Source organism: Peribacillus sp. NPDC097225, from assembly GCF_044761955.1.
Classification (GTDB): domain Bacteria; phylum Bacillota; class Bacilli; order Bacillales; family DSM-1321; genus Peribacillus.
The window spans coordinates 106,784-126,808 of the sequence record NZ_JBIWDJ010000007.1; the positions used below are offsets into that span (position 1 = coordinate 106,784).

Sequence of the window (20,025 nt, forward strand, 5' to 3'; positions counted from 1 at the left end):
TGGGACAGCTGCTTTGTTTTATTGCCTCTTAATAAGGGTCGGCTTCGTGGCTTTTCTTCACGGCATCTTTAGTCGCTTCATTTGCCGCTAATGTACCTTGGCCATATTTCGACTTACCTGATTCACGGCCTGGAATCTTGCCTTCTTCCTGTTTTTCCTTGATTTCTTTCATTTTCATTTCGATGCCTTCCTTCACACGGCGGCCATATTCTTCATCGGCTTGTGTAAAGTGCTCAACCATGGCATCTTGAATACGTTTGTCACATATTGCAAGTGCATTGGATAGGTTGTTGATTAATTCATCACGTTCCCAGTCCTCAAAGCTGCGATATGTTTCGCCCGCTTGACCATAGTTATTAGGACGGTCAATCGGCTCGCTCATTACCGCCGCATTATAGCTCGGACGGTGCTGTGGACGCTCTTCTTTGCTTGCTTCCTTGTACCCGCCGATCATCGAAGGTTCATAGTTAATCGATGGATTTTCACCATTCTCTTTCGGGTCACGAATATCCATTTGACCACGATGCTGATTCGTGCGGACAGGCACTTTCGGAGCATTCACAGGCAATTTCAGATAGTTCGGACCTACACGATAGCGTTGCGTATCAGAGTAGGAGAACGTACGGCCTTGGAGCATTTTATCATCGGAGAAATCCATTCCGTCGACAAGGACCCCTGTACCGAAGGCGGCCTGCTCGATTTCCGCATGGTAGTCCACCGGATTGCGATCAAGAACCATACGACCGACTGGTAACCATGGGAATTTATCTTCCGGCCAAAGTTTTGTATCATCTAGCGGATCGAAATCAAGTTCTGGATGGTAGTCATCCTCCATGATTTGTACATAGAGTTCCCATTCCGGATACTCGCCACGCTCGATGGATTCATATAAATCCTGTGTCGCATGGGCGACGGTCTTCGCTTGAATAGCGTCTGCTTCTTCTTGGGTTAAGTTGCGGATGCCTTGCTTAGGCTCCCAATGATACTTTACAAGCACAGCTTCGCCTTTGTCATTCACCCATTTATAAGTATTCACTCCAGAACCCTGCATATGGCGGTATGTAGCTGGAATGCCCCATGGAGAAAATAGGAATGTAATCATATGCGTAGCTTCAGGTGAACGGGAAACAAAGTCGAACATCTGCTCAGGATTCGCAACGTTCGATGCTGGATCCACCTTGAATGCATGAATCATATCAGGGAACTTCATCGCATCACGGATAAAGAAAATTTTCAGGTTGTTACCGACAAGATCCCAGTTACCATCTTCCGTATACATTTTCACGGCAAAACCGCGTGGATCCCGTGCTGTTTCTGGCGAATCCTTCGATCCTGCCACGGTAGAGAAACGGACCATGAGTGGTGTTCGCTTCCCAGCACCCGAAAATACTTTCGCCCGTGTATATTTTTCTGGAGGTTCATCTCCGACTTTTCCATATGCTTCAAAATAGCCAAATGCTCCAGCACCACGTGCGTGAACCACACGCTCCGGCACTTCCTCCCGGTCAAAGTGGGAAATCTTTTCGATGAAATGATAATTCTCAAGTGTAGCGGGACCGCGATTACCTACTGTTCGGATATTCTGGTTATCCGTCACAGGGTGACCTTGACGCGTGGTCAACGTATCGCGTTTCACATCTTTTTCTTGATCCTGTCCTTTTGGAGCATTCATATCTTTGTTCTCTGCCAAAATGAAAACCTCCTTAAAAATAGTGGCCCTTACTTCACTAGTATTCCAGTTTATAAGGGGAATTATCATTTATATTAAATATTAAATGATAATTATTATAATCAATACAAAACCATTATAGGGTATGCACGTAAAGAATGCACGTAAAATGAATTACATTTTCTTTCTCAATAAATATCGTATATTCTCAGTAGTGAGGATTACTAGATAACCGCTCATCTATCTATTAGAGGCCGTCCCTTAATTTCTTAAAAGTCGTTTACTAACTAATTAGACAATACTTCTTCTATACCTTCGTTTTGAAAAAAGAAAACCTATAATTGATAAATTTCTCCAGAAAACCAGAAATTATTCTCATTAACTTAGATGCCTTCATAACAAAAAAAGAGTCAATTATCCTTTTGGATAACTAACTCTTTTAGTTCTTTATTTATTGAAAATAAACGGCATTAAAATGGGTTCGTTGCGATGAAGCTTGCTGTTTTGACATACATACGTGGATTGATCTTTAATTGGTCCACGATGAATTCTGCAATATCTTCAGGTTGGATGAATTTTGTATCGTTATTTTCCTTAATTAAGCTTAGGTCAAGCGCAAGATCTGTTGCCACCGTACTTGGTGTCAAAGCAGACACGCGAATATTGTTGCGGCGAACTTCTTGTGCCAGGGATTCTGTAAAACCAATCACGGCAAACTTGGATGCACTGTATGCACTTGATGTAGCTGCTCCACTCAATCCATTTGTGGAAGAAACATTGATGATGTCCCCACCATTTTTCTCGATTAATTGAGGCAGTACAGCATGTGTGACATAATAGGTTCCCATTAAGTTTGTATCAATGATTTGTTTCCATTCTTCTGGATCCATTTCCATAACCGTACCGAATGTTCCGATACCCGCGCTATTAATTAGAATATCTGCATTCCCTAACTCTTTTGTTAAAGATTCAATCGCTGCTTCCACTTGTTCCTTTGATGAAACATCAGCTGCTGCATAGGCCACTTTAACGCCTAACCCTTCAATTTCGGTAGCCGCCTCTTTTAGAGTTGCCTCTGTTCTTGCAAGTAAACCGACGTTTACTCCTTCTTTAGCTAGTGCGATAGCCGTTGCTTTCCCGATTCCTCTTGCCCCACCGGTAACAATTGCTACTTTATTTTTTAATGATTGTGCCATAATAGTTAGCCCCTTTCTAAATCAACTTTCATATACGTTCTATTATACTATTTTGGATTGGATATTCCTAAAAGCCTGCTTGGCCTTTTGCAGAAACCATTTATAAGTATTTTCTTGATTAGGTTTTCGTAAATTTTGTTTTATATTCTTATATTTCTCTTGCTATGCAAATCATTTAAAGGATAGGTTAAAATGGTAATATAAGGATTTGGTCACTTTCCAATGGTACAACTAACATTTAAAAAATGGATGAAAATCACTATTACATTAATGATTCTTTCAACAATATTATATTCATTGAATGCCGTATACATTGATAAAAAGGCGATTGATTGGGAACATGTACTTCTCCAATCTATCGGATTACCATTATTCATTACAGGTTTTTTATGGTTATGGGGAGATATAACTTTTTCAAAAAAGAACAAAGAAGAAAAAATCGATCCAAAATAATAAACCTAGCGATTACGATTTTCCCCCAGTTTCATTCATGACTATTTCGAGCACACCACAGCATTAAGAAAGTTTTCTGATTGTTGATTCTCCAGCTGAAAATAATGGCAAAAAGAACATCAGAAGTATTCTGATGCCAGACTGTAGACAAACTCTATAAAAATCGTGTTTGTATGGCTTGTACAATGTGGACGTTGATTTCCACTCCAGGCACTCGCTTTCCGCGGGCGGTCCGCGAGCCTCCTCGGCTTTCGCCTGCGGGGTCTCCCGTAGACACGCTTTTCCCGCAGGAGTCTCGTACCTTCCGTTCCTATCAACTTTGTTTTAACTCATAGATAATACCCTATTTCCTAAGTCATGATTGTTTCACAATAGAATTATTAGTTCTTAAAATGGAGCCTGCCCTGAATGTAAAGATGATGGAAAATTGGACACGGCAAGTTTAGGCGAAGATTCGAAAGGAATTTCAAAAGGGGATCGGAACTTAATATTTCCGACCCCCTTTTGTCTAAACTCTGACATCAGAGTTTTCTGATGTTCCTAAAGTATTGCAATTTCCCCTCTTACTTATAGACCTTGACCGGTAAATATGTTAAGGACTGTCCAGTAGCGGATTCGGTTAAGTTTTGTTCTAAATCAAACCCTTCGACAGGTTCGATACGAGAGAATTTCTTGATGAAAAGCTCCAAAGCCAATTTCATTTCCAATCGTGCAAGCGGTGCACCTAAGCAGAAATGTGGCCCGCTTCCGAAGGTCAAATGCTTCTTATTATTTGGACGGCGGATGTCTATTTTGAAAGGATCTTCAAACATATCTCCATCCAGATTGCAGCCGCTCATCCAAGCGATGACGGTATCCCCTTTTTTTAACGGAACCCCTAATAAATCATTATCTTCTTTAACCGTGCGATCTCGTCTGGAGCTGTGGAACCGATACCGTAGCATTTCCTCGACTGCATTCGGAATCAATTCAGGCTCATTCCGGAGTTCTCCATAGATTGACGGATCATCATAAAGTAATGAATAGAAAGAATTCGCGATCGCATGGCTAGTCGTTTCTACACCCGCGCCTAATAGGAGCATCGTCGCCTGCACGATCTCTTCATCCGTAAACCTTTCCCCATCCACTTCTGCCCGGATTAAGTCACAGATAATATCATCTGACAGATTCGAACGTTTCTGAACGACAATCGGATATAGGTATTGGAAATATTCCTTTGCCGCCTGTTCCTTTTTACGCATGATATCTTCCAACCTTGCTTCGTCATAAGGTTGGAACAGGATATCCACCCATTCTTTGAACTGGTGTTGATCTTGAATCGGCACCCCGAATAAATCCGCGATAACCATAGCAGGTAAAGGGCCAGAGAATGCTTTTATAATATCGACCGTTGAGTCAGCTGGAATGTCATCTACAAGGTCGCTAATAATTTGGTGAATACGAGGTTCCCATTCTTTCAAACTGCGCGGGGTGAAAGCGGCTGCTAACAAGGAGCGGCTCTTCCGATGTGCAGGTGGATCCACCAATGTAAGATTCGTTATGGAAGAAGGTTTTTCTGCCTTCTTACCCGCTCCAACGAAAATAGCACTTCTAGGTCCTTCACTTGAAAAAACCTTATAGTTACTTAACACCTGTTTAACATGTTCATATTTAAACACATTCCACGTATTCGTTCCCTCATGGAAATAGACAGGATGATCGTGAAGCATTTCTTTGTACCATTCAATCGGGAAAAACTCATCAGCACGTGATTGAAAATTCGTAATTTCTTTAATAGGAATCACTTCTTTGTTCATTAAGTCATATTCCTCCTTCAAAACATCTAAAGATTCTCTGCCTTCTACATTTGCACGTATGTTCAGCTTACTCTAAACAGAGTATTTTGAAAAAAGCAATAAGTAATAGGGCATGAAACCCACATTTGAATACCTTTGGTTTTTTTGTAGGTAGTAGGTCTCTTCTATGTGGCGGTACATGCGTGCCTAAAGACCACATAAAAAAAGCACTCATTTTGAATGGCTCAAAATGAGTGCTTTTTAGTCGTTTCATCAAATCTCCATGTCCCAACGATCCTGCTCGGTTTGCTTCATCTGTTTTTCCGTTTTTTCCGGATAGGCTGTACGGAATTTATGGTGGTCGGCCGGGATGATTTCAATCATCTTCTCGATCATGTCTTCCGGATCAAGTTGGTTCTTTAATCCCGCATCCTGTTTCTCCATATCTTCCTTCCGTGTAAAGTTGCGTTCCTCATCGAACCACTTCCATTTCTCCTCTGCAGCCCTGTCGTTGAAGCCCGTATTATAGGCACCCGGATTTATGGTCGCCACCTGCACCCCAAATGGCTCAAGCTCATCCTTCAAGGTTAACGCCATACCCTCGATGGCATGTTTGGTTGTCGCATATGGACCTCCGAATGGTGTCGTGATAATTCCGGCCATCGAACTCAAGAACACGATTTTCCCGCTTCCTTTTTTGACCAGCTTCCTTGCTGCATGTTGGACGGATTCAAGTGTCGCAAATACATTCACTTCGAAAATCGCCCGGAACCGATCCATCGGCACTTCCCCTAGTGCACCGCCTTCGTTGATAGCAGCATTGGCCACAAACACGTCAAAATCATACACATCAATCAGAGCCCTGTCCCGTTCATTCGTGATATCCAATTTGAGCACGTCCATATTCAGGCCTTGCTCCTGTGCTTCTCGCATTAGATCCGTTTTCTGGGACGTGATTTCGGTCGTCGCAATCACGTGGTGCCCTCTCTTCGCTAATCCTAATGCTGTTCCTCTTCCAAGCCCACTGCCTGCTCCCGTGATGAAAATCGTTTTAGTCATCTACTATTCCTCCTATCGATATTCTCTATTATTTCTTCTTCCCCGTTGCTATAGACCTAAACAAAATAACGCTTTTCCCAAGGGCAAAAGACAAATAAGTCAGGGTCTAAAAAAGGGATAACAAGGTTTTCAAAAGGACTTTATTCCCCTTTTTTGTTAAAATTAAATAGAACTTTAGACATGCATCCAAATTTGTCTTTGCGTTTATTAAGGTCGTTTACGGGAATACTTAAAAACATCAAGTCTATCCCTGCATTTCATTCATGAAAGCTTAAACAAACGAGGATAACTAACGAAAAAGGGGTTTTTACGATGATGAATTACAAAAACATCACAGTTGCCGGAAGCGGCGTTTTAGGAAGTCAGATAGCCTTCCAAACCGCTTACGTAGGAAAATTCAATGTAACGATATATGACATTAACGACGAAGCTTTAGAACGTGCCAAAGAAAGAATCACGAACTTGAAGCCGTATTATAAAGAAGATTTAGGGGCAACGGACGAAGAGTTGAATGCGGCTTATGACCGTCTTACTTTCCATTCCGATCTTGCAAAAGCTGTAGCGGATGCGGATCTTGTGATTGAAGCGATTCCAGAAGTCGTTCAGATTAAAACTGATTTTTATACGGAATTAGGAAAAGTTGCGCCTGAAAAAACCGTTTTTGCAACGAACTCTTCGACATTATTGCCAAGTCAATTTGCAGAAGCGACAGGCCGTCCCGAGAAATTCCTCGCCTTACACTTTGCGAATGAAATCTGGAAAAACAATACCGCTGAAGTCATGAAGCACCCTGGGACAAATGACCAGTTTTTTGATGAAGTGATTGATTTCGCAAAAGCGATCGGAATGGTTGCCCTGCCATTACATAAAGAGCAACCCGGCTATATCCTGAACTCTTTATTGGTTCCGTTCTTGGAAGCAGGCCAAGGACTCCTATTGAATGAAGTCGCCGACCCTGCAACCATCGACAAGACATGGATGATTGCAACAGGAGCTCCACTCGGACCTTTCGCCATCTTGGACGTAGTGGGAATCACCACCGCCTATAACATTGCCAATGCCAAGGCTCAAGCAGGCGATCCACATTTCGTGAAATTGGCTAACCTCTTGAAAACGGAATACATCGACAAAGGGAAAACAGGGAGAGCAGCAGGAGAAGGCTTCTACAAGTACCCGAACCCTGCTTTCGCTAAAGCTGATTTCTTAAAAGGTTAAAGGTTGAAAAGCAGAAGGTGTCCCCAAGCACCTTCTGCTTTTTTGATTAAATGTAGCTATTCGTTAACGAAGCTCCTTTATTTGTTTCGTTAACTCTTTAAATTTCAGGTCCAGCTCCGTATATGCTTGATCTTTTGGCATCATGAAACTTAACTTCCCCAACACTTCTTGTCTTTCATTTTCTAGCTTTAAACGCAACTCTTCCTCTTCCTGACCGTCTCTTTTTTGTGGTGCTTCCTGCCATTGCTTTTGGATGCGTTTGTTTGAAATGACAAGTTGACTGCTCACTGTTTTTTCTAGGAAATAGCAATCTCGTTCACCGTAATTGGTAAAGAGCCACAAAAAAAATCAGCCCTCCAATAGAGGACTAAACATTATTCTAATTAGAAATATCTAATTCTATATTTGACTATTTGCTACAACTTCATCACGATTTCCATAATCAAAGCTTTTTAGTTCTCCACGTGAGTTGCGAATTTCTTGACGTAATGCCTCTGTCTGTACTTGGTGAATTTCATAGGTTTGAGGATCCAATACCACACCATAGGATTCTTTTGCCTTCTCTATACTTGCTAATTGACGGATAACATCCAATCTAACTTTTTCAGAATCCCTGGATAATGGATCCCCCCAACCTCCACTCCCACCTGTAACAAATAAAAGTTGGTCTCCTTTCACGACCTCAATATTGTCTACTTTTGACTCTAATACTATTTTTTCCTGCCCGTCATTTTTAATTAGTATTTTGTACGAGGATGAACCTGGCTCACCGCCATTTATTCCCCATGGCTGTATATTGGCACGATCATCATGTATCGACACTGTTCCTGACGATAAGAAAGTATATAGCTTTTCGTTACAATTTCCTCCACGATGTAATCCAGCACCTCCCGAATCCTTACCTGTTCGATAATATTCCACTCGTAGTGGATAGTAAGTTTCCAAATATTCTGTAGGAATATTAACGAATGCCGGCCACCATGAATGTCCGTCCAGGCCATCTCCAATTGGTCTTCCTGGCAAACCTCCGTACATAACCTCCATCAGATGGAAATCTCTATTTTTTTCATCACGACCAGAATAGATAAAGTAAGGACTTGTTCCATATCCTGCAGCCGGGTTGCTTTCAGGAGAATTCAGAGAGAGTGCACCACTTAAAACATCGAAGAGACGACTTAGAGCATGTGTACGACACCCTAATGCTGCAGGATATTCTGGACGTAATAGGCTCCCTTCAGGTGTTTTGATATGAAGATTGTCATAAAAGCCATCATTAAACATGATTGCAGGATCAAACACAGATATTAAGAATGCCCCAATGAACATTTTAAACATATTTTCGCTTAAATAATAATTAATAGGTCCGGGTGCCTGAGAATCGGTTCCAGTCCAGTCAAAGTAGGCTTGTTCACCCTCTCGCCAGATGGTTAACTTCATCTTAAATGGACCATTTCCTAATCCATCACTATCAATATAATCTTCAAAAGAAACAGGTTTTTCAGGTAAAAAATTGGTGATTAAGTGCTCCATCATAATCTTTGTCCGGTCTAACAAATGGTCCAAAGCATAAAGATACACGTCAGAACCAAAACGATCACAAACTTCTTTCACTCTTTTTTCAGCTGTACGACACGAAGCGACAATTCCCATTAAGTCACTATAATTTTCTATTGGAGTACGACTGTTTGTTTTAAGAATCTTTATTATTGCATCGTTTAATTTTCCCTGTTCATATAATTTTACCGGAGGAAAACGAACGCCTTCACCAAAAATAGAGGTTGCTGCTACAGGCATACTAGATGGAATTGGTCCACCCACATCCATTACATGGCCAAACATGGACGCATACCCTACAATTTTCTGTTTGTGGAAAATAGGGATAATTACCATCCAATCGTTTACGTGTGAAACAGACCCTCCGCAGCTATATGGATCACTCAAGAAGATGACATCTCCTTCGTGAACACCTTCAGGGAAATGGGCAATAACTTCTGGGACATGTGATCCAAAATTACCAACAACCATTTTCCCTTCAGGATCTGTAATCATTGGAAAACAATCATGCTGCTCTCGAATAACAGGTGACATGGCAGAGCGAAAAAGAATAACATCCATTTCTTCCTTAATATTCTTCAAAGCATTTTCAATAATATCAACGGTTATAGAATCAACTCTTGTTTTGACATTCATCACTTTCGACCTCCTTAGAGATTAATAGATTCATATACTTATCCACTGTTGCTACAAATCCAGGTAAAACTAAGGTGGTACTATCCTTTTGTGTGACGATTGCAGGTCCATACAACACATTATTCGGTTTAAGTAATTCTCTATCATACAATGGAGTCTTTACAAATTCCCCATCGAAGTATGCCTCATGGTTTGGCTCAATTACCGCATGACTGGCATTTGAATCACTTGACTCACTAGCAGGAATAGATAGTGAGGATATTTTCCCGATTGCTACCGCTCGCAAATTTACAACCTCAATATCAATATCCATTTTAAATCCATAAATAGTCTCATGAATTTCGTCAAACTTATTTTTAATCAGATTTAAACCAGATTCTAATAACTCTTGAAGGTCTACACGCAAAGCAATCTCATGACCTTGACGGTAGTACTTTACATCGACTTCATGATTAACTATTTGGTTTTCCGCAGTAACTCCTTCATCATGAAGCCATTGTCTCGCATCACTGCCTAGACTTTCCAATTCATCTACAATTGTTTCTGTATCTACTTCGCTTAATATCCTAATGAATGTCTTAGAATATTCATTTCTTATGTCAGATTGTAAGAATCCTAATGCTGATAATACGCCTGGAGTTGGAGGAACAATGACTGGGAACGTCCCAGATAAATTCCCTAACGCATTACCATGAAGAGGTCCAGCTCCCCCTAATGCTACTAATGCAAATTGACGAGGATCATGACCTTTTTCCACGGAAACGACTCTAATCGCTCCATACATATTCTCATTAACAATGTCATATATACCTTTAGCTGCACGGTATAGATCAATTCCTAAATTCTGGGCCACCTTGTTTACTGCTTGTTTAGATGCCTCTATATCCAAACTCATTTCTCCCCCGACTAAACTTGGCGGTAAGTAGCCTAGGACAACATTGGCATCAGTAACAGTAGGTTCTATGCCTCCTCGGCCATAACATGCAGGACCAGGTTCTGACCCCGCACTTTGCGGTCCGACACGAAGTGCCCCAGTTGGTGGCACGTGTGAGATTGATCCACCTCCTGCACCCACTGTCTCAACCTCAAGCGATGGAGCTTTTACTGGAAATACGCCAACCTTCGTTTCGCGGGCAACCTTTGGAATTCCGTTATATGTTAATGAAACATCCGTTGAGGTCCCACCCATATCAAATGAAATAACATTTTTATGCCCAATCTGATTACCAATCATTGCAGAAGCAGTTACTCCGCCTGAGGGTCCAGATAACATAGTATGTACTGGCCGAGTGGCAGCTCCCGGTATACTCATTAATCCACCGTCTGAGCGAACAATACTAACACGACTATCCATCTTTTCAGCTTTAACCTTATCCTCAATATTAGTTAGATATCTTTGCATAGGAGGGCGAACGTAGGAATTCATAACCGTCGTAAGGGTTCTTTCATATTCACGAAATTCCGGTAAAATATCATAAGATATTGTAACCGGAATGTCTGGGTTAATGCTCTGAGCAATCTCCTTAATACGATTTTCGTGCACAGGATTGGAATAAGAGTTTATTAAACTTATCGTTAAACTCTCTATGCCCTGATTATATAAATCTATTATTTGTTCCTTAATATCATCTTCATCTAACTCATGCAGAACATCACCGGAAGCTGAAACTCGTTCTCTCACCCCGCGAGTATTAACTAGGTCCGCTAGTGGTTCTGGTTTTAGAAATCCAATCCAGGCGCTAATTGGCGCTGGCGTCCAAGAACGTGCAACATGAAGAACTTGCTCAAATCCAGCTGTAGTTAGTAACCCTACTTTTGCACCTTTTCCTTCTAGCACAGCATTCGTTGCTACAGTAGTTCCGTGGATAATAGTTTTGATTTGTGCAAGTTCGATTCCGACTTCCTTACAAACCTTTTTAATTCCATGCATGAGTCCAATCGATTGATCAGAGGTGGTAGAAGGTACTTTTGATACATAAATACTACCAGTATCCTCATTTTGTAGAACAATATCCGTAAAAGTTCCTCCAACATCAACAGCTACACGATACATTTTTGTTCCCCCCTTAATTTAATTGACTTATATAATCTATTACAACTTCTAAGGATGTCACATCACCATATTTAGTTTGAATATCGTACAAATTGGCTTTATGCGCTTCAATCGACCTGTCACCAACACATGCCTCTGGTACCACTACCCTGAAGCCATACTGTAATGCATCGACTGCAGTTGCACGCACACAACCTGATGTCGTACAGCCTACGATAATGGCGGTATCTACTCTTTCACTCGTTAAGAATGAATGAAGATGAGTTCCAAAAAAGGAACTAGCGAATTTTTTTACAATAAGAGGCTCTGATTTTTCATCTCGTTCTAGCTTTTCATCAACATTTACCCACTTGCTATCTGCCGTTAGTAGTTTTAATGCAGGCACTTTTTTTATAAAATATCCACCATCACGAAAATGAGGTTCGTAGTTGACCGTTGTGAATACAATGGGAATTGCCTTACTTCTAGCATGGTATAGTAGCTTTTTCGTTGCTTCCAACTGGCTCGTTAAATCAGATCCCAATGCAGAAGCAGTATCTGTAAATCCTTTGATAAAGTCGACAACAATAATGGCTGGCCTTGAACCGAAACCAGAAGAATCGCCGAACCCTTCGAAAGATTGAGACATCCAATCACTCCTCTAATAAAATTAAAATGAATTTGATAAAAAATGGAATGTTTATCTTCAAATGCTTCTATTTTATTAGAATATTCAATAGTCATACCAATCTCATCAAGACCCTTGAACAACATATCTCTGCGGTAAGCATCTAATTTAAAAATTATCATAAACTTCCTTCAAAAAGAGCTGTACCTTTTCTTCAAATAGCATATTGGGCAGAGTATTCAACTCAAAGTCCTTAGATATATTTGGAATACTTTGGTCCAAAGTTCCTAAATTTCTGTCTGAACGTTTTACTTTTCGACCCCTTGCACGAAGCCATCAAATAGCTGCCATTAGATAATATTATTTTTTTTCAAGTCTTCTACTTTTGCTTGATCATAGCCCAATAGATCGCTATAGACTTCTTGATTATGCTGCCCCATAGAGATTGCACCTACATGCTTGACCTTACCAGGTGTCCGGCTTAATTTTGGAACAACCCCTGGCATTGGAAATTCACCTAACTCCTCATGTTTAACATGAATGATCATTTCCCTCTCTTTATATTGTGGATCTTCAATAATTTCTTTAGCGGAATAAATGAGGCCACTTGGAACCCCGTTTACTTCAAGTATTTCTAAACAATCTTTCGCTGATAAAGTCCTCGTCCACGATTCAATAATTTTATCGAGCTCAGCCATATTTTCACTTCTAGCATGATGAGTCGAATACTTAGAATTTTCAAATAGCTCAGGTTGTTGCATAGCTAGGCAGAGACGCTTAAATACCCCATCTGCATTTGCTCCAATGACAATGTAGGTCTCATCCTCCGTTTTGTATATGTTAGAAGGTGCAACACCAGGTAAGATATTACCCATTCTTTCACGTACATAATCAGCTAGTAGATAATCCGGAATGATACTTTCCATTACCGAAAAGACAGACTCATATAGGGCGGTATCAACCACTTGGCCCCTACCGGATGAGTGTCTTTCATTTAAAGCCGTTAAACATCCTATCGTAGCGAATAAAGCAGCTAATGTATCTCCTATTGATATCCCAATTCGTGCTGGAGCCCGATCTGGGAAGCCAGTTACATAACGCAGACCACCCATTGCTTCACCAACACTCCCGAAACCAGCACGGCCCTTATATGGTCCTGTTTGTCCAAACCCCGAAGTCCTAACCATAATGATTCCAGGATTTATCTCAGATAATTCCTCATAGGATAATCCCCATTTTTCCATCGTACCTGGACGGAAATTCTCAATAACAACATCTGCATCTTTAACAAGATCCTTAAATATCTCCTGTCCCTGTTCCACACGTAAGTTCAAGGTGACTGACTTTTTATTTCGAGATTGAATCGGCCACCATAGACCATGTCCATCCTTTTGTTTTCCCCACTGTCTCATTGGATCCGCTTTATCAGGCGGCTCAACCTTAATTACCTCAGCTCCAAAGTCCCCCAAAAGACGTCCAGTGAATGGACCGGCTAAAAGTGTACCTAGTTCCAATACACGTATTCCCTGTAAAGGTAAGCTTTCGTTCACTTCACTCATAAATAGCACCCCGCTCATTTTGTATACAATTAAAGTTAAATTTTGTAAGTGTTTTTAATATTTAATTGATATATTACAGACTACTAGAGCAATCGTCAATAATATTTCTAAAAATTCTGATAAGTTTATCATCTTCTTTTTTTAGATTGTATACAAAATTTAATCTTTTGATATAATCTAATAGAGTATTTTTAAAAGTAATCTAGTTTTTAATTAATTTAAAATCTTTACCCTCAAAGGAGAATTACAGTTATGGATGTTTATGCTAAGATTCGAGAAGATATCCTTAATGGGGTTTTAGCACCTGGAGAGAAACTCGGAGAAGAAAAACTAGCAAGTACACTTCATGTAAGTCGTACACCGCTCAGAGAGGCAATACGTAGATTAACGGTAGAAGGACTGTTAATTCACACTCCCAATCGTGGTGTAACAGTCAGAAATTACACACTCGAAGACATTATAGACGCCTATAATTTACGTGCAGTTGTAGAAGGATATACCGCCTCTTTAGCGGCATTAAATAGAGAAAGCCAGCAAATAACCAGATTGGAAGAAGCGAATACGAAGTACAGAACCGCCATTGAACATGGTATTAAAGTCAAAAAAAAAGAAACTGATGCTATTTTACAATCGAATAGTCAATTTCACGAAATCATTGTATCAATGTCCAAAAGCAGTTATGTAAAAAATATTTTAAGTACATTAGTAGCCATTCCTGTTTTATATCGAGGATTTTACTGGTTTGACGAAGACGATTTAAAAACTTCGATTCAGCATCATAATAGCCTGATTATAGCGATAAAGAATGGTGATGCAGAGCAAGCCAGAGTAATAATGGCCAGCCACTTATACCACGGCCGAGATCGTGTTGTTCATTACAGTAAATTAAATAATATTCAGATTTCCAAAAAGCAAGGTGTATGATTACACCTTGCTTTTTGTATACATTTTTCTACTTTATCTCAAAATCCAATGAAAATATTTACAAAAAACGAAAAATTGTATACAATTTTATTAAATATTTTTAGAAAAGTAAAAACTAAAGGAGGCGTATAAATGATTTTTATCAGTGAAGTTGGTCCACGCGACGGTTTACAAAATGAAAAAAAAATATTATCAACTACTAAGAAGGTAGAACTTATTAACCAACTTGCCACAACCGGTGTAAAGAAAATTGAATGTGTTTCATTCGTAAATCCTAAAATTATAAAGCAAATGGCAGATGCAGAAGAAGTTATGGAACAAATTACAAGAGTTAAAGAAGTATTATATGGAGGATTGGTTCTTAGTCAATCAGGATTAGACCGATCACTGAAGTCAAATGTAGACTTTTTAAATGTAGCAATAGCATCAAGTAATACATTTAATCAAAAAAATTCTAAAAGAACAGTTGAAGAATCCATAAGTGAACTTTCTAGGGTGATTCGTACCGGGGTAGAAGCCGGTATCGAAATGATTGGAGTGATAGGAACTGCGTTTGGCTGTCCCTATGATGGAGTTGTTCCAAAAGAAAGAGTAATTAGTATAGCAGAAAAATTTCTAGAAGCAGGCTGTAAAGAAATTACGTTAGCAGATACAACCGGAATGGCAAATCCAAAACAAGTTGATGAACTAATTGGATACTTTTATAAGAGCTTCGGAGTCTCTACTCGACTTGCTCTTCATTTTCATAATACAAGAGGGCTTGGACTTGCAAATACTCTAGCGGGCTACCAAGCGGGAGTTCGTCATTTTGACTCCTCTATTGGTGGATTAGGGGGTTGTCCTTTTGCGCCAAAAGCCGTAGGTAATGTTTGTACAGAAGATATGGTAAATATGTTTCATGAAATGGAAATCAACACTAATATCGAGCTAGAAAAGCTAATTTCCCTAGCCCTTTGGTTAGAAAAAGAAATCGAACACAATCTTGATGGAATGGTGATGAAGGCTGGAGTACCTTGTACTTTATAACATTTAACTTCAATGCTTTGAATTTTATAAGTTAGAAACCGATGTACTGATTATATTTTAGGACCCCACAGGCAAGATTTGCTTATTTCTTCTGGATTCAAAAAAATCCTTTTATTACAGTCTAAAGAATTGCCGGTGGTAAGATTTGCTAATGGAACCAAAAATCATTATCCCAACATCCTTTATTAATCCCTCTGCAAATCGCTTTTATAACTAATAAAACGGCTTGAGCTCTTTGATATGAGCTTAAGCCGTCTTATTTTTTCAGTAAAGTTAACTCAGATCCCCAAATTTTCTTCAATATCCTTGTGAAACACCATCAGTATGCAATTTGTTTCGAGTCTTCGCACCTGGTTATTTCTTTTGAATATAGGAAATGATATCAATATATAATTCGGTCATTTCTTGAGGAGTTTTATCTAAATCATTTTGTACCCATTGCTCGATCAATCCTAAAAAAGCAGACGTAATGAAGGATAGAAAGTAGTCCATGGGCACTTTTACATTGGATGCATGGAAGCTTTCATTTTTCTCTAAATTAACACGCACTTTTTCGGAAAAGGCATCTCGAAATCGAAGGTGGAAACCTGTTCTCCCATGATTGCTTAAAAATATCTTTAGTAAGGGCGCATGCATTTTAATGGAGCTAAATAAGGCAGCCGCTAATTGCTCCTGTCCTTTTTCAAAAGTATGAGTAGGTGAATAGCAAGATTGCAATTCATCAATATGATTGCCTAAGTCCTCAAACAACTGCTGTTCGATTCGATCTAACAAATCGAACTTATCTTGATAGTGCAAATAAAATGTTCCACGGTTAATTTGTGCCGTTTTCGTAATGTCCCCTACCGTAATTGAATCAAAGGACTTTTCTTCTAAGATATGTATAAACGACGTTTGAATGAGCTGTTTGGTTTTTCGGTTTTTCTCTGCATACGTGCTCATCATCATCACCTCCGTCCTAAAATTGAACAATCTGTTCACTTTTGTTCATTGCTTATATGGTCCTAAAAACTATAAGATATATACATACCACTGAACAACATGTTGAAAATTGAGAAAGGATGATATGCATTGAGACTATTTAAAAATAAATTAGCATGGGCTGCTCCCATCGCGGTTATATTAATTATCGCACTATTTTCAGTAAACTTATTCGCCCAAGGAAACCCGAAAGTAAGAAATTTACCGGTTGCCCTTATTGTCAATGATGAAGGAACACATGTAGACGCTGTCCAATCAGCCGTTAAACAAATGAGTAAAGGCACGGATGGCGAAGAGCCAATGTTAGCTTTTACAAAGGAAAAAGAAGAAGATATTGAAGATCTTTTCGATGATAAACAGTACTATGCAGCATTGGTCATTCCTGAAGGCTATAACGATAGCTTACAAAATGCCGTGAAGAATAACAAATCCGCACATTTGAAAATCTATATTAACCAAGGGTATAACATGACGGGTGCTAACTTTGCAAAAACTGCTTTAAATGGCTTAGTTACGCAACTAAATGATCAATATTCTACGAATTTCATCAACCAAATGAATGGTCAGCAAATTGATGCAGCCCAAGCAGCTGTATTAGTGAACCCAATCGTTTCCGAAGAAAAAGTGTTTAATGAAATCACAGCCTCAACGGCAAATGGTAGTGCACCAACATTAATGGCCGTACCTGCTTGGGTAGGTGCCTTAATCGGCGGTTTCATCCTATTCTTAGCCATATCAAATATCACTAAGAAAGAAAACTTAACACGCAAACAAACATTACGCTTAATGGGTGGTCAAGTATTATTCGGCGTGATCATCGCCCTATTCTCTGGCTTTACAGTTTCGACATTAGCGTCCATCGCCGGTATTAACATGCCAAGTTACTTACTAGTTGCATTCTTCGTATCGTTTGCAGCATTCTGTTTCTTCCTATTAGTATCAGCCATTACGGCATGGATCGGTAAACCAGCCATCACGTTATTCATGGTTGTCATGCTTCTAGGTATGGGTGTATTAATGACGCCACTAGAAATGCTACCCGATTTCTTCGTGAACTTCATTCGCCCTTGGGTTCCAATCCGCTTTGCGTCTGAAGGATTACGTGAAATCTTCTACTTCGGTAGTGGCTTCTACACAGGTGGATCATTCATCACCATTGCAGGAATCGGTATTGTCGGTTTAGTGATTTACCTGCTGTCTATTTTCAAACCAGCACCTAAACAAAACGACTAAAGCAAGAACATGTGAAGTAATCCCTTGATTAATGGTTAGGTCTGAGTTCGATATTTCATCGGACTCAGACCTTTTTATTTTCTCCTTGAGCTCATTCAAAAAACTGCTGGCTTTTCTTCAATTCCCTTTTCCGCTGAATGATTTTTATAATGGGAATGGCGATAAGCAATGCTACGGCAATGTTAAGAATACCAACAGCTGAGTTAAAGAATTCCGGCAGTGATTGATCCCCTAAAACACCTACGTTCACAATACCCGACCAGACATTAATAAAAAAGAGTAAAAGAAAAACATTCAACATGCGGGTATAATAATCGATCCTTGACTGGGTATCTGTATATAGTTCAAACGGACCTTCAGATGCTACCTTTTTCATGTACACCCAGCCACCAAATTCATGAATAATGGTGATCCCACTGTCTTTAAGTAAGTCAAAATAATCCTTCATCTCACTTTTTGACTTTCCCATGATAAATTCATTGCGGTAAAGGAATGCACCAGGCTCTCCCTTTGTAAAGGTGAACCGACCCAAAGAAAACTTCTTTAGGTGCCAACCGTGCGCAGCCATCTCATTGATCCACTTTTCTTCTTTTTCATAATCCAAGTAAAAGCGATACCTTACTTTCTTCACAGCTGGTTCTCCCCTTTCGTAATGAGCAAACCGTTATGATACAACTCATGGAGTCGTTTCATTTCATTTTCCACCATCAGCTTCCCAGCATCCGTAATAACATATTCCTTTTTTCGTCCATCCTCATCTAAAGCAACAATCCATTTTCGCTTAACCAATGTCTTAATCGCACCATAAATCGTGCCAGGACCAAGCTCAACACGACCATTGCTAAGTTCGGAAACAAATTGCATGATGCCATAGCCATGCCTTGGTTCATATAAAGATAAAAGGATGTAATAAACACCCTCTGTCAAAGGAGCCTTCTCTTCCATCATTCCCCCACCTATCGTCTAACGTTATATCAACTGTTGATATACTCATTGTATCAGCGGCTGATACAACCGTCAACAATATACATATTTAGTTTTTATTTCTAAATAAAGAGCATTCGTTTAAGGTTCAGGTCAGGGACAAAAGGAAAAAGGTTCGATCTAAGAGGTAGAACAAAGGTGATTAGAACAAGGATTAAGAGATTAATGAATTAAAAATTCATTTGATTATGAAAATAAATAAGTAATATTTAGGAATTTATTAAAAAAACTTACAACGATTGATTGAATTCCATTATACTGAATTTTAGGAATAACGAGAGGAGAATACACATGGATATATTAGGAACTTTACTTGTATTAGCCAGTTTTATTGGATTAATTGTTTTCTTCATTCTAGGAATTATTTCTTTAGTCAAGAAAAATGGAAAGGCTAAAATACGTTTCATTTCTATGGCTGGCGCTTTTGTCTTAATGATTGTTGGATTCATCATGTTAGGATCAAGTGACACAGGTTCGACTACGACTACAAGTGAGCCAGCTAAAGAAGAAAAGGTTGAGAAGAAAGAAACACCTGAAGAGAAAGCAGAAAGAGAATTAAAAGAGAAAGCTGCTGCTGAAGAGAAAGCCAAACAAAAAGCTGAAGAGAAGGCTAAGGCTGAGGAAGAAGCAAAAGCTAAAGCTGAAGCTGAGAAGAAAGCTAAAGAGAAGGCTGAAGCTGAGGCTAAAGCAAAAGCTGAAGCCAAAAAGAAAGCTAAGGCTGAGAAGAAAGCAAATGCACCTACTATTCCATACGCACAGCTCAAGAAGAATCCTAACAAACACAAAGGTGAGTATGTAAAGTATAAAGGTCAAATCGTTCAGATTACGGAAGATAATGACTACACAAATATCCGTTTAGCTGTCACGCAAAGTTCTTATGGCTATAGTTACGATGATATTGTTTTCATTGAGTATGATGGTACAACAGATTTCGTCGAAGAAGATGTTATTACTGTCTATGGAGAAATCTATGGTGATTATAGCTATACATCTCAAGCTGGATGGGAAATTTCTATTCCAGGATTATTAGCTGAAGAAATCGAATAACAAAAAGAGGCACTTCATGAACTGGCCCCCATGTCAAGGACACATTAAAAAAAA

Annotated in this window: 17 protein-coding genes and 1 pseudogene; 6 read left to right on the forward strand and 12 right to left on the reverse strand. The window is 39.5% G+C overall.

The features are described from left to right. Positions 1–28 precede the first annotated feature (28 nt). The gene (locus ACIQXH_RS17385) at positions 29–1,690 is read right to left on the reverse strand and encodes a catalase (RefSeq protein WP_402871656.1); all 1,662 of its coding nucleotides are present in this window, start codon (positions 1,688–1,690) and stop codon (positions 29–31) included. 449 nt (positions 1,691–2,139) lie between these two features. Continuing rightward, positions 2,140–2,865, reverse strand: coding sequence for a 3-ketoacyl-ACP reductase (locus ACIQXH_RS17390; RefSeq protein WP_402871658.1), 726 nt, complete (start codon positions 2,863–2,865; stop codon positions 2,140–2,142). A 222-nt stretch (positions 2,866–3,087) separates the two neighbouring features. Between ACIQXH_RS17390 and ACIQXH_RS17395 the strand changes: the two genes are divergently transcribed. After that, the gene (locus ACIQXH_RS17395; RefSeq protein ID WP_403124953.1) at positions 3,088–3,318 is read left to right on the forward strand and encodes a hypothetical protein; all 231 of its coding nucleotides are present in this window, start codon (positions 3,088–3,090) and stop codon (positions 3,316–3,318) included. A gap of 563 nt (positions 3,319–3,881) precedes the next feature. Here ACIQXH_RS17395 and ACIQXH_RS17400 read toward each other — a convergent pair. Next, on the reverse strand, positions 3,882–5,114 hold the full coding sequence (locus ACIQXH_RS17400; protein ID WP_403124956.1) for a cytochrome P450: 1,233 nt from the start codon (positions 5,112–5,114) through the stop codon (positions 3,882–3,884). Positions 5,115–5,366: 252 nt separating this feature from the next. Then, positions 5,367–6,152 (reverse strand): SDR family oxidoreductase, encoded by a 786-nt coding sequence (locus ACIQXH_RS17405; RefSeq protein ID WP_402989013.1) that lies wholly within the window; start codon positions 6,150–6,152, stop codon positions 5,367–5,369. A gap of 315 nt (positions 6,153–6,467) precedes the next feature. Here ACIQXH_RS17405 and ACIQXH_RS17410 point away from each other — a divergent pair, with 315 nt between their 5' ends. Continuing rightward, complete coding sequence (locus tag ACIQXH_RS17410) at positions 6,468–7,367, forward strand: 3-hydroxyacyl-CoA dehydrogenase (protein ID WP_402989392.1); 900 nt, start codon at positions 6,468–6,470, stop codon at positions 7,365–7,367. A 63-nt stretch (positions 7,368–7,430) separates the two neighbouring features. On the opposite strand, the pseudogene ACIQXH_RS17415 reads toward ACIQXH_RS17410, so the two are convergent. The 5 genes and pseudogenes from ACIQXH_RS17415 to ACIQXH_RS17435 all read right to left on the reverse strand — a co-directional run. Further along, positions 7,431–7,679: pseudogene (locus ACIQXH_RS17415) on the reverse strand (ABC transporter ATP-binding protein); the annotation flags it as partial. A gap of 87 nt (positions 7,680–7,766) precedes the next feature. Then, positions 7,767–9,557, reverse strand: coding sequence for a hydantoinase B/oxoprolinase family protein (locus tag ACIQXH_RS17420; RefSeq protein WP_403124961.1), 1,791 nt, complete (start codon positions 9,555–9,557; stop codon positions 7,767–7,769). Further along, on the reverse strand, positions 9,535–11,610 hold the full coding sequence (locus ACIQXH_RS17425) for a hydantoinase/oxoprolinase family protein (protein WP_403124965.1): 2,076 nt from the start codon (positions 11,608–11,610) through the stop codon (positions 9,535–9,537). The genes ACIQXH_RS17420 and ACIQXH_RS17425 overlap by 23 nt, the downstream gene beginning before the upstream one ends. Positions 11,611–11,623: 13 nt before the next feature. Then, complete coding sequence (locus ACIQXH_RS17430; protein WP_403124968.1) at positions 11,624–12,238, reverse strand: isochorismatase family protein; 615 nt, start codon at positions 12,236–12,238, stop codon at positions 11,624–11,626. A 329-nt stretch (positions 12,239–12,567) separates the two neighbouring features. Continuing rightward, entirely contained in the window at positions 12,568–13,776 is a 1,209-nt protein-coding gene (locus tag ACIQXH_RS17435) for a CaiB/BaiF CoA transferase family protein (protein WP_403124971.1), read from the reverse strand. Positions 13,777–14,028: 252 nt separating this feature from the next. Between ACIQXH_RS17435 and ACIQXH_RS17440 the strand changes: the two genes are divergently transcribed. Both ACIQXH_RS17440 and ACIQXH_RS17445 read left to right on the forward strand, forming a co-directional pair. Beyond that, positions 14,029–14,700, forward strand: coding sequence for a GntR family transcriptional regulator (locus ACIQXH_RS17440; RefSeq protein ID WP_403124974.1), 672 nt, complete (start codon positions 14,029–14,031; stop codon positions 14,698–14,700). Positions 14,701–14,832: 132 nt separating this feature from the next. After that, a complete protein-coding gene (locus tag ACIQXH_RS17445) occupies positions 14,833–15,726 on the forward strand; it encodes a hydroxymethylglutaryl-CoA lyase (RefSeq protein ID WP_403124979.1) in 894 nt (297 codons plus the stop codon). A 354-nt stretch (positions 15,727–16,080) separates the two neighbouring features. Here ACIQXH_RS17445 and ACIQXH_RS17450 read toward each other — a convergent pair whose 3' ends face one another. Then, complete coding sequence (locus ACIQXH_RS17450; RefSeq protein WP_402871680.1) at positions 16,081–16,668, reverse strand: TetR/AcrR family transcriptional regulator; 588 nt, start codon at positions 16,666–16,668, stop codon at positions 16,081–16,083. A 129-nt stretch (positions 16,669–16,797) separates the two neighbouring features. Between ACIQXH_RS17450 and ACIQXH_RS17455 the strand changes: the two genes are divergently transcribed. Further along, positions 16,798–17,940, forward strand: a complete 1,143-nt coding sequence (locus ACIQXH_RS17455; RefSeq protein WP_403124982.1) for a YhgE/Pip domain-containing protein — start codon at positions 16,798–16,800, stop codon at positions 17,938–17,940. A gap of 91 nt (positions 17,941–18,031) precedes the next feature. On the opposite strand, the gene ACIQXH_RS17460 is transcribed toward ACIQXH_RS17455, so the two are convergent. Further along, complete coding sequence (locus ACIQXH_RS17460) at positions 18,032–18,571, reverse strand: DUF2812 domain-containing protein (RefSeq protein WP_403124985.1); 540 nt, start codon at positions 18,569–18,571, stop codon at positions 18,032–18,034. Continuing rightward, complete coding sequence (locus ACIQXH_RS17465; RefSeq protein WP_403124987.1) at positions 18,568–18,888, reverse strand: PadR family transcriptional regulator; 321 nt, start codon at positions 18,886–18,888, stop codon at positions 18,568–18,570. The genes ACIQXH_RS17460 and ACIQXH_RS17465 overlap by 4 nt, the downstream gene beginning before the upstream one ends. A gap of 327 nt (positions 18,889–19,215) precedes the next feature. Between ACIQXH_RS17465 and ACIQXH_RS17470 the strand changes: the two genes are divergently transcribed. After that, positions 19,216–19,971: a hypothetical protein gene (locus ACIQXH_RS17470; RefSeq protein WP_403124991.1), complete on the forward strand. Its 756-nt coding sequence runs from the start codon at positions 19,216–19,218 to the stop codon at positions 19,969–19,971. The last annotated feature ends 54 nt before the right edge of the window (positions 19,972–20,025 follow it).